15 protein-coding genes and 1 pseudogene are annotated in these 14,359 nt (G+C 43.5%); 5 read left to right on the forward strand and 11 right to left on the reverse strand.

Annotated elements, in window-relative coordinates:
- Positions 1-55: 55 nt before the first annotated feature.
- Positions 56-829, forward strand: a complete 774-nt coding sequence (locus H70737_RS29045; protein ID WP_042192956.1) for a YqcI/YcgG family protein — start codon at positions 56-58, stop codon at positions 827-829.
- A gap of 4 nt (positions 830-833) precedes the next feature.
- Here the strand turns inward: H70737_RS29045 and H70737_RS29050 are convergent, their stop codons facing one another.
- The 3 genes from H70737_RS29050 to H70737_RS29060 form a co-directional block, all read right to left on the reverse strand.
- Entirely contained in the window at positions 834-2,144 is a 1,311-nt protein-coding gene (locus H70737_RS29050; RefSeq protein WP_042192958.1) for an amino acid permease, read from the reverse strand.
- A gap of 142 nt (positions 2,145-2,286) precedes the next feature.
- The gene (locus H70737_RS29055) at positions 2,287-2,871 is read right to left on the reverse strand and encodes a spore coat protein (protein ID WP_042194715.1); all 585 of its coding nucleotides are present in this window, start codon (positions 2,869-2,871) and stop codon (positions 2,287-2,289) included.
- Between the two features lie 133 nt (positions 2,872-3,004).
- Complete coding sequence (locus tag H70737_RS29060; protein WP_042192961.1) at positions 3,005-4,267, reverse strand: MFS transporter; 1,263 nt, start codon at positions 4,265-4,267, stop codon at positions 3,005-3,007.
- A 136-nt stretch (positions 4,268-4,403) separates the two neighbouring features.
- Here H70737_RS29060 and H70737_RS29065 point away from each other — a divergent pair, with 136 nt between their 5' ends.
- Positions 4,404-5,006 (forward strand): TetR/AcrR family transcriptional regulator, encoded by a 603-nt coding sequence (locus H70737_RS29065; protein WP_042192964.1) that lies wholly within the window; start codon positions 4,404-4,406, stop codon positions 5,004-5,006.
- 98 nt (positions 5,007-5,104) lie between these two features.
- Here the strand turns inward: H70737_RS29065 and H70737_RS29070 are convergent, their stop codons facing one another.
- The 4 genes and pseudogenes from H70737_RS29070 to H70737_RS29080 form a co-directional block, all read right to left on the reverse strand.
- Complete coding sequence (locus H70737_RS29070) at positions 5,105-5,692, reverse strand: DUF1349 domain-containing protein (protein ID WP_042192966.1); 588 nt, start codon at positions 5,690-5,692, stop codon at positions 5,105-5,107.
- Between the two features lie 27 nt (positions 5,693-5,719).
- Positions 5,720-5,956: a YiaA/YiaB family inner membrane protein gene (locus H70737_RS31615; protein WP_331281447.1), complete on the reverse strand. Its 237-nt coding sequence runs from the start codon at positions 5,954-5,956 to the stop codon at positions 5,720-5,722.
- A gap of 57 nt (positions 5,957-6,013) precedes the next feature.
- Positions 6,014-6,196 (reverse strand): annotated as a pseudogene (locus tag H70737_RS31620) (YiaA/YiaB family inner membrane protein); the annotation flags it as partial.
- A 191-nt stretch (positions 6,197-6,387) separates the two neighbouring features.
- Complete coding sequence (locus H70737_RS29080) at positions 6,388-6,672, reverse strand: alpha/beta-type small acid-soluble spore protein (protein ID WP_042192969.1); 285 nt, start codon at positions 6,670-6,672, stop codon at positions 6,388-6,390.
- A 146-nt stretch (positions 6,673-6,818) separates the two neighbouring features.
- Between H70737_RS29080 and H70737_RS29085 the strand changes: the two genes are divergently transcribed.
- The 3 genes from H70737_RS29085 to H70737_RS29095 all read left to right on the forward strand — a co-directional run bounded on the left by H70737_RS29085 (position 6,819) and on the right by H70737_RS29095 (position 9,874).
- Complete coding sequence (locus H70737_RS29085; protein ID WP_231573367.1) at positions 6,819-8,084, forward strand: MerR family transcriptional regulator; 1,266 nt, start codon at positions 6,819-6,821, stop codon at positions 8,082-8,084.
- 1 nt (position 8,085) lies between these two features.
- The gene (nudK, locus tag H70737_RS29090) at positions 8,086-9,048 is read left to right on the forward strand and encodes a GDP-mannose pyrophosphatase NudK (RefSeq protein WP_042192972.1); all 963 of its coding nucleotides are present in this window, start codon (positions 8,086-8,088) and stop codon (positions 9,046-9,048) included.
- 106 nt (positions 9,049-9,154) lie between these two features.
- On the forward strand, positions 9,155-9,874 hold the full coding sequence (locus tag H70737_RS29095) for a DUF4386 domain-containing protein (protein ID WP_042192974.1): 720 nt from the start codon (positions 9,155-9,157) through the stop codon (positions 9,872-9,874).
- Positions 9,875-9,882: 8 nt separating this feature from the next.
- Here H70737_RS29095 and H70737_RS29100 read toward each other — a convergent pair whose 3' ends face one another.
- From H70737_RS29100 to H70737_RS29115, 4 genes are all read right to left on the reverse strand, one after another.
- Positions 9,883-10,467, reverse strand: coding sequence for a Crp/Fnr family transcriptional regulator (locus H70737_RS29100; protein WP_042192976.1), 585 nt, complete (start codon positions 10,465-10,467; stop codon positions 9,883-9,885).
- Between the two features lie 238 nt (positions 10,468-10,705).
- Positions 10,706-12,301, reverse strand: a complete 1,596-nt coding sequence (locus H70737_RS29105) for an ABC transporter substrate-binding protein (protein ID WP_042192978.1) — start codon at positions 12,299-12,301, stop codon at positions 10,706-10,708.
- A gap of 53 nt (positions 12,302-12,354) precedes the next feature.
- Positions 12,355-13,236: a carbohydrate ABC transporter permease gene (locus tag H70737_RS29110; RefSeq protein ID WP_042192980.1), complete on the reverse strand. Its 882-nt coding sequence runs from the start codon at positions 13,234-13,236 to the stop codon at positions 12,355-12,357.
- Between the two features lie 39 nt (positions 13,237-13,275).
- Positions 13,276-14,196, reverse strand: a complete 921-nt coding sequence (locus tag H70737_RS29115) for an ABC transporter permease (protein ID WP_042192982.1) — start codon at positions 14,194-14,196, stop codon at positions 13,276-13,278.
- Positions 14,197-14,359: the final 163 nt, after the last annotated feature.

Here is a 14,359-nt window from a genome sequence, read left to right on the forward strand (position 1 = left end):
CATCTCCCTCCCTTCGCATAGGATGTTTTGAACCTAACGAGGAGGGTGTTTTTGGATGGCCCATTTGAACACAAAGGTCTGGCTCGATGAGCATCTAGCTGAGCTGACGTACTGGCAGCAGGATGCTTTTCGTCAATTTACATCTATGATTGCAGATCCCGAAGGCAAATATCCCTGTATTCCGGGACGTCAGGGGTTTCTGTCCAATCATTTGCGTTTTGGCTTCGTAGCTGATCCACGAAGTGAAGAGTCTGCAATAGAGGTCGCTCAATTACTTCGTCAATATGGGGAATGCTCGCGGGATACCGGAAAATATGCTTCCCTTGTTCTATTTTTTGAAACTCCGGAAGATTTGGCGGAAGGTTTCTCCATTGAGGAATATGAGAATTTGTTCTGGTCCATTCTGGGCCGCGTCAGTGCGGTGGACACGGTGCCCTGGCCGGATGAAATTTCTACAGATCCCTCCCATCCTTCGTGGGAGTTCTGCTTTGATGGGCACCCGTATTTCGCGTTCTGCGCAACCCCGGCACATGAGCTGCGGAGAAGCCGCCATACCCCTTATTTTGTCATTGCCTTTCAGCCGCGTTGGGTATTTGAGAATATCAACGATTCTACCGCATTTGGCCGCAATATGAAGAAGCAGATCCGTAAGAAGCTTGCTGACTACGATAGTGTTCCCGCACATCCTTCCCTTCAATGGTATGGGCAGGAGGATAGTCTGGAATGGAAGCAATATTTTCTGCGAGATGACGAAAGTGCGCCGTCTAAATGTCCATATACTTATATGAAGAACAAGTTCAAAGCAATAGGAATTAAATTTCACTCTTAAGCGCTTATGAGGTTTGTCCGCGTTTTTTCAAGAGGTGCTCCCTAAACCAGGTAATCAACGCAATGACACAGATGATCAGAAGGCTGGACCAGAAGCCGGGACGGCCCCCTTTTTCAAAAAGTGTACCTGCCACGGCAGTAATGATCAGCGCCATAGCGACCATGGATCTAATCCAACCGCCCATCTTTGGTCTCAATAACTTAAGGAAAGAGGCAAGGATAAATAGCCATGTGTACAAAATAACTAGACCGGCCGCCGTGGTGATATGCTCAAAAATTTGCTTTGGCAGAAACAAGCTCAGTACAATTGTCACGCACAGGCCCAGCATATTGATACCAAGCGCGTAGAGCGGCATCTTTCTTTTTCCTTTGGTCACCGCCAGCCAAGAAGGAGCATCTTTATCCTCGGCCAAGGTTACCAGCATAGTCGAGACCGCATACAATGAAGCCACTAAAATAGAGAACCCGGCCACGATCATTACCCCGTTCAGTACATATACAAGAATAGGTAGTCCCATCGCTTCAAGTGCAGCAATAATTGAGCTTTGATCAGGTCTCACTTTCTCAGGGCTCACGAATAATAATGCAAGTCCTATCGACAGTACATAGAGCAGGGTCACGCCCAGCAGCATAAACCTGCCTGCTTTCGGAGCTTCTTTTGAGTCGCGTAGGTCCATCGCCATAAAGCCCATTACCTCAATACCCCCAAAAGCATAGAACGCATAAAGTAACCCTTTCCAAGCACCCATCCATCCTTTATTCAACCATGCTGCCGAACTGTGAACCGTATCCCAATTCCCCCTTCCCCTCAAAAGGGCAACCACGGCGACCACGATGAACATCAGTACCGCGGCGATTTTGATCATGGCGAATAGATTTTCCGCTTTGTTAATCCCCTGGCTACCTAGAATAATGACCAGCAGACCCAGTACAGCATAAATTGCGGTAAAAACCCAAAGCGGCCAACTCGGAAACCAGACCCGCGAAAACAGGCCCAAAGCAGTCAAGGTACTGCCGAGTATTAGAATTTCTGAGCACCAATAGATCCAGCCCATGCCAAACCCGGCCCAGCGGCCAAAAGCCTCTTTGGCATAACTACGAAAAGAGCCCTTTTGAGGATTTTGTATAGTCATTTGGGCCAGCGCCTCATAGACGAACAGAGTTGCCACAGCCGCCAACACAAAAATAACCAACACCAATAATCCGCTCTTACGGATAGCGATGCTGGAACCAAGAAAGAATCCCGTGCCAATCGTGCAGCCTACACCAAATAAAGTAAGCTGCCACCAAGGTAGCTTGCCAGTTGGAGTACCCATATGTATATCCCTCCGTCTGGTGTTACTATGCGTTATCGGGTGTTATTTTATTCTGATATAGGCTTAGGCAGGCAAAAGAAGACCCGACTTCCTGTTCAACAACAAGCGAGTCGGGTCTTCTACAGTTAGAATAGTCAGCGCCCTAGTTATTTACGGGCATCTGAGGAGATCCGGCAGCGGGAACATAGGCATCCAGCATCTGCTGTATTACTGAAACCTGAAGCTGCGGAACCTGATAATAGGCATGTTTGTTCTGATATAGGAACAACTCATATCCCATTTCAATAAAATGCTGCACCTGTGAAGCCAGCACCCGACGCAACGCTGGGTTCGTCACTTCCGGTGAAGACATGGCCAGCAGTGAGGCATGGGATTTGATTAGACCCAGCATATACCCGCTGACGCCCGCATCTTTCACATCCGCCAGTGACGAGTTAGGCTTCTTGGGCGGGGCCGGTTGGAGGCCGTAAACCGGCTGTGTCATATTCGGGATAAGATAGGTAGCCGTTTCCTGGCTTGGCTTTTGCCCTGTCTTAAAGCATTGGCAGGTCAAGTTGTACTGATCCAGCATGAAATTGTACTGCCGATCCAAGATAGACAATAGCTCTTGATCCTGTACAAAGGTTCTGAACATCATGAACTGGTCCAGTAAATTGATCTGGCAGGACAATACCTCGTGCACATCGAACATTTCGTGAGCGCCATGACCTAGCTGCTGTCCGCCCATCGTTATACTTCCTAACTGTGGTTGCTGCTGCAAATTATATTCTCCTTTGTTCTTAGATGAGTACCCTCTATAATATGAAGGACAAGATAGCCAATTATGCACGCAGTTATATTTACATCCCTCCATATCTAAGTCAAAGTGCCTCACTTACTGCAACCTTCTTATTTTGAATCCGAAGATTCCTTCTATGTGTCGTGAATAATCCGAAGTACCCTAGCGTTACGAGGATACAGATTATAACATCAACTACAATTAAGTTCTGATAATTCCCAAAATAATCGAAGGATAGGCCTCCGATTAATACACCTACTATACCGCCGCCCTGGTGCATGAGAAGTAGAACACCGGTATGTTTTCCTTTACCCTTTGCAAACTCATTAATGACAAGCATTCCACCTGGTAATGCACTTAAGTAGGTAATTCCGAACGCTATAGCAAAAAGAATAGGTGAACTTCCCAAGTGCATAAAGAGGAAAGCAAAACCTATAATACGTATGCCATACAATAGAGACATCATCATTAATTTATTGTATCGGTCCAGAAAATAGCCGCAAATGAGTGCCCCCGTGATTTCCATAATACCAAGGATGCTCATAGATAAGGCGATCATGCTTGGTGATACATCTGCCAACTGATGTATGGCTACCAAATTCATCTCGACGGATCCCATATTGATACCGCAGGTGAACAGCGCAATCGCGACTACGACAAAGATAGGAAGAGAAAAAAATTTTTTGGACGGTGGAGTTACTCTAGGTGATGTATCTTGACCTTCGACTTCTATTGAACGATCCGAAGGAGCTCTCTCCGTATTTTTCTGTTGTGAACTCTTAATTCCTAACCAAATTACGGGAAGTGTTACACAAACACCTAGGATAAAAGAAGCCATAAAGGCGTTTTTCCAAGTCAGCCAGTCCATGGATACGAAAATGGGTGTAATAATCGCTAATCCTACAGAAGAGGCACTCGCCAGCAAGGCCATTGCTTTAGCCCGATGATGCCGAAACCATTCAAACATCAATATATAATTCGTCGTCGCCCCAATACCTGCCAAACCAGAGATAACACCGTATCCAATAAAAAAGACAATAGGATGGTGGCCTAACACGACAATACCAGTACCCAAAGTACTCATGATTGCACTTAACATTAGAATCTTCTTTGTGCCATAACGATCCACGAGCCAGCCCCCCAAAGGCGCGCATACGGCTACGATGAATAAATTGGTGGACCATGCCATTGAGATGAATCCCCTGCTAATCTGTAAATCCGTCGATATTTGCACCTGAAAAAAAGACAAGCTGAAGCGAGTCAATGCACCAATAAATCCAATAACCCAGAGAGATCCTAATCCAATCCATGCATACCTGGATTCCTTAAACCATGTCGTTTCCATTATGGTTTCCACCCCTGTCTATTATAAAAGATACCGATTGGTATCTTTTATAATAGCATAGATGCTTTTCTTTGCAACAGAATAATTTCATTTGATATACTACGTGTACATATACAATTAAGGGCGGAGGATGACAATGGAAAAGGGTGAGAAGACTCGCAATTACATCATAGCTAAAGCCGCTGAACTGTTTAACCAGAAAGGATATTCGGGCTCATCCTTATCTGATATAACAGAATTGACAGGCATTAAGAAAGGTGGCATTTATCGTCATTTTTCCAGTAAGAATGAGATTGCATATGAAGCCTTTAGCTATGCGGGTAGTATTGTGGGGGCCCAACTAGCTCATGCCATTAGTCAGCAAGAAACGGCCTCTGGCAAGCTATTAGCTTATTTACATGTGTACGAGAAAGTAGTTGAAGCGCCACCCTTTATTGGGGGGTGCCCGCTCCTCAACACGGCTATTGAAAGCGACGACAGTCATCCAGGCTTACGTGAAAAAGCCCAGCAGGCCCTAATAGGCACACTGGAATCCAAAAAGAAAATCATTTCTGAAGGTGTACAAAGTGGTGAATTCAAAGCAGATCTCGACATTGAGGCACTAGCTACCTTCTCCCTTTCCATCATGGAAGGCGGCATCATGATGAGTAAGCTCGAGGGCAATAATCGGCATATACGGATGAATATCAAGAGCTTTGCTGCTTATTTAAAAAAAGAGTGTCTACGCGAACCTAGTTAGTTCATTCAAAACTTTTTTAACATACAAAGATTTTAAAATAAAAAGGAGCTTCGTCACTACTCACGAGGCTCCTTTAGCTTAATCTTAGTTCCTTAACTTTATTTATGTTCCAACCACTGACATTCTGTGATTTCTATTTCTGTAAATGTTGCTTTAAATGACGAATCCTCTGGGCTACAAGCATATAAACCAAAGTTGATATGCTCACTCCCTTCAAACAAATGAAAAATACGCATCTGCTTAAAGGTAATCCCATCTAAAGAGTTTTCAACGCAGAAGTCACTCCCACGTCGACTTAATCTGTAATACATTGTTTTTATTGTTGCGTCGAGATCTGTGGTTGCCCAGTCTGAATATCCATGATTCGTAACCACACTACCCAATCTTTGATATTCTTCATTCTCATATTCAATCGATGCCTTGAACCAATTGTCACTGTCCTGATAGACAATTACTCCACACTGGTCAAATCTATGAGCGCTGTCAAAATCAGTTTTCACTATAAAAGAAAAGTATTTCTCATCCGTCTTCATTAGCAGCGCAGGTGCATTATCGTTCCTGAACCCATAATAGGTGCGTTGCCAAAAATCCGTATTAGGCTCAGTTATAATTTCAATCTTCTCATCTGTAATAGAAAAAGTGTTTACTGGATACTGCCAAAAAAGATTTTCTTTTAAAAAGTTCATCTCACTACTCCTTATCTAGGTCCCTCTTTACCCTTGAATGTCCCTTCTGGCATCTTGCTCGGCGAGAATCTCTTTGTCCTCCGCGTTATCTCTTGTCACTTTCTGAACGCCAACGGCGCTATATGAAATCAACAGAATAACAGCTATATAATACCCCTTTACATTCAATTGAAATGGAGCATTGTACAGACCAATAAAGAACATTACATACCCAATAACCAAGCCTGCAAAAGCCATACTTGTGAAAGCCCCTGTATTTCTCATCCTGTGTTTCGGATTTTCTAGCTTAATTTCTTTATCCTCTGAATTGTCTCTAACGACCTTTTGCACAACGATACAGCTAATCGTAATTAACACCATGCAAAGCAAATAATACCCTTTCACGTTCAATTCCCAATCGTCGTTGTACACCCCCAAACAGAATAGAAAAAGACCTGCAGCCAATGCAAAATACGATACCCCTGTGAAAGCAGCTGTGTTGCGTTTACGATACCTCTGATTCATCAGACGATTCCTCTCCCAATACAGAATTGAATGGTGTTATAGCCTTCTTCACTATACCGTGGAACATCGGTAAAATTCTACCATTAATTAGGTTGTTTTGTGAAACACAAAGAAAACGGTCTCAGTCCCAGGCAATTCAGGACTAAAGCCGCCTCCTATATTTTCTGCAACTTTATGATTTAGAAAAAATGCTACTCCCTTTCCTGATCCACCAATTGCTGCTGTGCGAGACGAACCATCTCGCGGACCATCGATCCACCAATTTTTCCACCAATCTGACCCACTGATTCTGTGCTCAAATGTCCATTCTCACCGTGTTCCAATGGGATACCAAGTTCTTTTGCGACTTCATATTTCACATCATCAGGCCGCTCCGGATCTACATCATAACCCTCGCGACGCATCACCTCGGCCTTAAACGTTTGCATCCCGCGATTGACTCCCGGCACTACATATTTCCTGTTTCTTTTGGACATCCCTTATCCCCTCCTAACATGTTTTAAGTAACATGCCCGGAAAACGAAATCTCCACCCTTGTTGATTTGCTCCGATTATTTCCAAGAGGGCTCTGAAAGGCCATCTGCTGTCAGGGTGCTTGCCCTCTGTTTCTTATACATAAATTTTGCTTGAAGGTGACGTTACGTCACCTGCTATACTAACTGAGAACAACACGCTGGAGCAATCGATTGGATGTGAGGAAAGGATGTACAAAGAGAACTATTTAACGACAGGGCAGCTTGCAAAGCGTACAGGAATAACGGTCAGGACATTGCGATATTACGATCAGATTGGGCTTCTAATTCCAGAAAATCATCACGCGGGATCGATAAGATCTTATAACATGAAAGACCTAGAAAAATTGCAGCAAATTCAAACGTTGAAATACTTAGGGCTATCACTTCAAGAAATAAAAGACATCTTAGATGCAGAGTCGCTATCCATAGGGGAGATCAGACATTCGTTACAAGCACAGCTCGATGTTCTACAGAGAAAAATCACTCATACGGAGCATGTAGTTCATGCAATACGAGATGCTATGCAAATGTCGGTCAATCGGTCTGATTGGAACCACTTAGCAAATTTTATTCAAACCTTGCAGAGTAAGCAAGATTGGGGGGAACAGTATCGGACGGCGAGCCGCTTGCAATCGCGGATACATCTTTATGACAAGTTCAGTACAAATCCACAAGGCTGGCATAATTGGGTCTTTGAACAATTGGAGGTGCACCCTGGAGCCCACATTCTAGAGTTAGGCGGCGGCGATGGGACCTTTTGGATAAGAAACGCCGAACGAATTCCAAGTAGCTGGCGCATCACACTTACTGATATTTCGAGCGGGATGGTAGAAGAAGCACGTTGCCGCTTAGGAAGTAAAAGTTCACAGTTTAAGCTCTTATCTGTTGACGCGCAACAAATCCCCTTCCACGATGAGCATTTCGATGTGGTTATCGCTAACAACATGCTGTATCACGTGCCGGACATCCCTAAAGCGATCCACGAGATACACCGCGTACTAAAGCGAGGGGGTATAATATGCACCTCTACAATGAGCACTCAACACCTACAAGAGATTGAACAATTGGCGGTCTCGTTCGACCCCGACCTTCATGTATTGGATCAAGCTATTAAACGATTTAATCTGGGTAAAGGAGGAGACCTGCTGTCTTCTTGCTTCTCCGATCTTCGGTTACTACGTTACAACGACCGTCTGTTAGTCGACGAAGCTGAACCCCTGATTGAATATATGATATCGACCCCGATGAACGCAAAAGAGCGACTTGTCGGTGCGGCTATAGACGAATTTCGAAAACACGTCAATCGGCTTCTACAGGAGAATGGAGCCCTCGAAATGACTAAAGAAAATGGGATTTTCCTAGGGAGGAAATGAGATGAAGGCACAGCATTACAACCCAAGAGTACGGATCGTAAAAGAGGAACTTCTATCGGATAACTGGTACACCTTAAAGAAGATCACATTCAAGTATGAAAAAGAAAATGGACAATGGGAGACACAATCCCGTGAAGTGTATGACCGAGGCAACGGAGCGACCATTCTACTCTATAATCGACACAAACAAACCATCGTACTTACGAGACAATTCCGAATGCCTACTTATCTAAACGGCAATGTGACTGGAATGCTTATCGAAACCTGCGCGGGGCTACTCGATAAAGAAACACCAGAAGAAAGTATTCTGAGGGAAACGGAGGAAGAGACGGGATACCATATCGACCGAGTGCAGAAAGTTGGCGAGGTCTATATGTCACCAGGATCCGTTACCGAAACCCTTCACTTCTTTGTAGCTGAGTATAGTGATGTCATGACAAAAGGTCCGGGCGGGGGACTTGAGGAGGAACAGGAAAATATTGAAGTAGTGGAACTTCCGTTTGCTCAAGCGCTTGACATGGTCCAAAGCGGCGAGATTCGTGATGCTAAGACGGTAATGCTGCTCCAATACGCTCAGATCCAAGGTCTCTTGAAGGTAAAATCGAAACCGCTGCATATCCTTATCGCTGGCCCTTATCGTTCTGGAACCAATGATGATCCAGTATTAATAGAGGAAAATGTCAAATACATGAATAAAATTGCTCTTCAAGTTTACGAGGCTGGGCATATGCCAGTGCTGGGGGAGTGGTATGCTTTGCCTCTTATTGCTACAGCCGGTTCCACTAATCTAGGAGACGATGTTTTCAACCGGATTTTCCATCCTTCTTCCATTCGCCTGCTTAATTACTGTGATGCCGTGCTTCGAGTTGGAGGATCATCTCAGGGTGCCGATGAAATGATACAGGTTGCGCAAGAGAAAGGATTGTTGATTTACGAACGGCTGGATGAACTTCCGTTATTGTGATAATAAGCATTTTTTTCTGTCTGATGATGCACTCTTGATTTAAGTCAATGCCCGCCATACTACTCCTAATTACAATGAAAATAAAAAGTCCCTTAGGAGGCTATCTATGGCTATCTCAGAAAAAGACCTATCGAATCAGCGAAAATCCGCTCTAACTGCTGGAATCTCTCTTATCATCATGACCCTTGCCTCATTTTTTTCGTATGGCTTTGTCCATGAGAATCTTGTTATCCAAGGCGATGCCAGCGTCACATTCAATAACCTTGTGTCATCCACTAACCTTTTCAAAGGTGAAATTTTGGGTTGGATCATCATTATGATTACTGACATCCTGGTCGCCTGGGCGTTTTATGTGTTTCTAGAACCGATTAACCAAAAGCTATCATTACTCGGCGCCTGGCTTCGTCTAACCTATTCCGCTATATTGGGAGTCTCTATACTTAACTTGATAGTTGTGCTGCTGCTCACGGGAAATACAATCGACTTTTCCTCATTAAAAATCGAACAGACTCAAGCATTTATAATGTTATTTCTGGATGCATTTCAATGGATTTGGTCTATGGGATTGGTCGTTTTTGGCGGGCATCTGTTAATTGTGGGATATGTGGCTTTAAAATCTGGCATCATCCCTAAAGTAATCGGCATCTTATTGCTGCTTGCTTCAATAGGTTATATGATCATTCATCTAAGCAAAATATTTCTCCAACAATACGAAGGGGTCATTACAATATTAAATTATATTTTTACTATTCCTATGATTGTAGGAGAACTAGGCTTTGGGATATGGCTGCTGCTTAGAGGAGGAAAACTCCACAAAACTGTATGACTTTCTTTTTAGTTATCACTGGAATGAACCCGCTTCTTGATTCTACTTAATGACTCTGGTGTCATCCCCAGATAGCTGGCCAATTGATGCTGAGGTACGCGAGTGAGTAAGTGAGGTCTTTTTCGCAACAAAGCTTTGTAACGTTCTTCAGGATTGGAAGCGATAAATGAAGTTAATTCGTCCTGTACCTCACCTAAGTTTTCCTCTACCATTTTGCGGATCATCGTTTCCAATTGCGAGTGTTTGTGAAGCATGTCTTGTTCCGCATTAAGTTCACCAACCACCAATGTGCTATCTTCTAGACAGGTTAAGGTGTACGCAGAGGGCTTACTTTCTTGATGCCGATTAAAAATCGAAGCCGCTTGCTCTTCTGTGTAGAAATTAGATGTGACTTCTTTTCCCGATTCATCTATCGAGTACTGCCTAACACAACCTTTTAGCACGAAAAAACATTTTGTGGGAACATCTCCTTGTCTAAGGAGCACTGTCCCCTTTTTAAATTCCTCTATAAGGATACCCTCAACAATATCCTGCTGATCCTCTTCGTTAAGAGATGTAAATTTACTCATATACTTATACAATATATTTTTCATCTCTCTCTCCAATCTTCCGAAGTTAATGACCCACTTATGATGCCCTTGAAGCTATTTAGGCTCCCGAGAGGGAGCTTCTTGCCTTATTATACTAGCTCATACTAAAACAAATGCAACCTCAAAACTCTTCATACGCCGCTCGGCTGCGTCCGATAGCGCCTTCATATACAATCGATCTCAAAAAACAGGGAGGCCCAACAGCCATTTCATGACTGTTGGGCCTCCCTTATCCTGTATCTTACTTGTTCGCTAAGAAAGCATCGATTTGCGCTTGCAGCTCAGCTTGGATTTTATCAATGCCAGCTGATTTCAGCTGTTTGTTCAAATCTGCAAGGCCTTTGTCAATATCTTTAATTACGCCGTACTCAAGCGGAATGGCATAGCGGAGCATTACATTGCCCACATTGGCAATTTCCGTCTTCACTTTGCTATTATCGAATACAAAGGTTTCAAGGGCATAGTGGTAGACGTTAGCTTCCCAGCCCTTAGCCAGATCGTTAGCTTCTTGAGGGAATGCTTCATTGTCAAGGTTAAGTGGCGAGTTGAAGTTCCAATTAGAGAAGCCGGTAAAGTTCGGATTTTTGTCGAGTGCTTTATATTTGGTGTCGCCAACCGGTTCATAGTGCACGCCACTAATTCCGTACATCATCAGGTCGTGCAGTTCTTTATCGTTTTGCATCAGATCGATCAGCATCAAGGAACGTTCTACATTTTTGGAAGTCGCATGAATCGACGTACCGTTTTGTGTAGAAATCGCCACTGATTTTTTCTTCCCTTGGTTAATATCAGCCAACGCTACTTCATAAGGAGAATTTTCTTGGCGCATTAAAGCCATGAGTGCTCCAAGTGTTCCGTTATTATGCGTAATCGAGGCGGTTTTACCTGCTTTAAAATCCGCCTGATGATCATTTTTACTGTTCAGAACGTTTTTCGACCAAGCATTGTTATCAGCGAGATCTTTGTAATACACGAGTAGATCTTTGAACTCTTGCGTTTCATAGACGTTAAAGACTTTACCTGTTTCATCGGTCAATTTGAAGGCAAATGGAAGATCTAGATCAAACATATTCCATTCGTTTTGCTGCTTCAATAATACACGGTCCAAGTTATGATACTTCCAGTCTCCCGTTTCCGGAGTGAACGGTGTAATTCCTTTTTCCTTTTCTGCTATCGTCTTCAAATAAGTAGCATATGCTTCCGGGCTGTTGATTTCGGGAAGATTGTATTTCTTACGCAAATCTTCACGATAGAGAATCAGCTTTTCAACAGATTCCCCTCTGTTTTGTGGAACCATGTACAGTTTGCCGTTTACTTTTGCCTGATCCCAGCTCACATCTGACATAGCTTCCTTAGTTTTTGGCATATATTTGGTAATTAGCTCATCGGTTAATTCTAGAAATCCGCCTTTCAGTGCCTGGTCATTATAACCGGCCCAGTTTGCCGAATAGATGAGGTCAAAATCTTCATTAGCTGCCAGCTTCAGTGGATATTTTTGAGCCCAGTCAGACCAGTCCAAGAACTCGCCCTCAAGGGTCGCATTAATTTTTTCTTTCAGTTTCTTATTAATTTCAGCAAAAACACTATCATAGTCTATCGGTTTAGGCCCAACGAAGATCATTTTCAACTTTACTTCTTTAGAGGTGTCTATGGTATCTGAAGTTTCGGCTGCATTCGTTGCACTCGCTGTTTCTGTAGGCTCACTTGTTACCTCAGCGGCATTATTGGTAGCCTTAGCGGGTGTATTGGCGTTGTTGTTGCCACCACCACATGCGCTCAAAATCATTACGAAGGTTAAAACGAGTGCGAGCATAATGAATCTATTTTTTCTCAGCATTTCAAGCCTTCCCCCTTGTATTAATTATATTGATAAACCGGATTTCCCCGGGTTCATCCTTTCACAGCGCCAATCGTCAAGCCTTGAACGAAATATCTCTGAACGAATGGATAAGCGAGCAGAATCGGACCTGTAGCTACAACCGTCATTGCCATCTTCAAGCTCTCGCTTGGGATCGATGTGGTTACGACTGCTCCTGCACCCATCATGGCTTTTCGCATGCCATCCATATTGCCAAGCATTTTGTACAAATAATATTGAAGCGGCATCAGCTTCTCATCGGAAATAAATAGAAGGGCATTGTACCAGTCGTTCCAATAGGCAAGAGCCAGAAACAAACCAATAGTCGCTAGCGCCGGCTTGGAGAGAGGCAAGATTAGACGAGCGTAGATCTTAAAATCGCCTGCACCGTCAATTTTAGCCGATTCTACGATTGCTTCCGGAATGCTGCCCATAAACGACTTCATAACAATGATGTAGAAGACGTTGAGCATCATCGGAATCACTAAAGCCAGCAATGTATCTTTGATATGGAGGTAATTGACCATAAGCAGATACCAAGGAACCAGACCGCCGTTAAATAAAGTTGTAAAGAAAAAGAAGAATGAAAATTTATTACGCCATTTAAAATCTTTTCTGGAAAGCGCATAAGCCGTCATTGAAGTCAGAAACAAACCAAACAGTGTGCCTATTATAGTAACGCCTATGGTCACCATATAGGCTTGAATCATCTGGTCGGGATACTTAAACAAAATGCTGTAGGCTTCTGTTGAGAAGGCCGTAGGTATAAATTGATAGCCATCTGTTAATATTTTTGACTCTTCCGTCAGCGATGAAGATACGACAAGTATAAACGGGAATATACATAAAATTGCGAGACAGATTAGGGATACATACCCAATACCCGAGAATATTTTACGATCGAGCTGCTTCATATCGTTACCTCCATTATGAAAACTGTACCTCTGATGCGGTTAGAATAAGGCGCGGTCTTTATCGTATTTACGAACAGCATAGTTCACAGTCATGATCGTTGCGAAGCCAAGAACGGACTGGAAAACGCCAGCCGCAGCCGACATGCCGATATCATTCGAAGTAATCAGCGATCTGAACACGAAAGTATCGATAACGTCCGTCGAAGAGAACAACAAACCGTTATTGCCGATCATGTTATAAAACATCCCGAAATCACCGCGGAAAATATTCCCGACCGCCAGCAGCACCAAAATAATAATCGTCGGGTAAAGATTTGGAATCGTCACTTTCCGGATCCGCTGAAAAATATTCGCGCCATCGATTTCAGCTGCCTCATACTGTTCAGTATCTATGCCCGTAATCGCGGCCAAGTACATTACTGTTCCGTATCCAAGGCCTTTCCAGGCGGAAACGAGAACTAGGATATACGGCCAGTAGGCAGGCGTATTGTAAATATCAATAGGTTCTAGCCCGAGTCCTCTAAGGAGTGCGTTCACAGTACCAATATCATAATTGAGCAGGTTATAGGCAATCGCGCCGACAACTACCCATGAAATAAAGTAGGGAAGAAACAACGCCGATTGCGTAATTTTGCGGAACCATTTGCCACCGACCTCAAACAACATAATGGCTGCAAAAATTTGCAAAGAGTTATTTACAACGATGAATGCAATATTGTACAATGCTGTATTCCGTGTTACCCGCCAGGCATCTCCTGATTCAAAGAAAAAGCGGAAGTTATCAAGCCCGTTCCAGGCACTTCCAAAAATACCGCCCGCGTAATCATAATGCTTGAAGGCAATAATAATGCCCGCCATTGGGACATAGGCAAACAAAAGAAAAAAAGCAACCGCCGGAGCCAGCATCAGCAACAGAACCCTATAGTTTTTTAAATCGCTCCAAAATGTATGCCCTTTCATCTTTGCACCCCTTTCTTCTCTATATCTCTCATTATAAAAGGAAGGCAGCGGTGAGATAATTCAGCGAAACAACTAAACATAATACTAATTCAACGATTCATAAACAATTTCGATAAAAAAGAAGCCCCTGTTCCATATAGAACATGAGCCTCCCCAATAAGTA

Source organism: Paenibacillus sp. FSL H7-0737, assembly GCF_000758545.1.
Taxonomy (GTDB): Bacteria; Bacillota; Bacilli; order Paenibacillales; family Paenibacillaceae; genus Paenibacillus_AQ.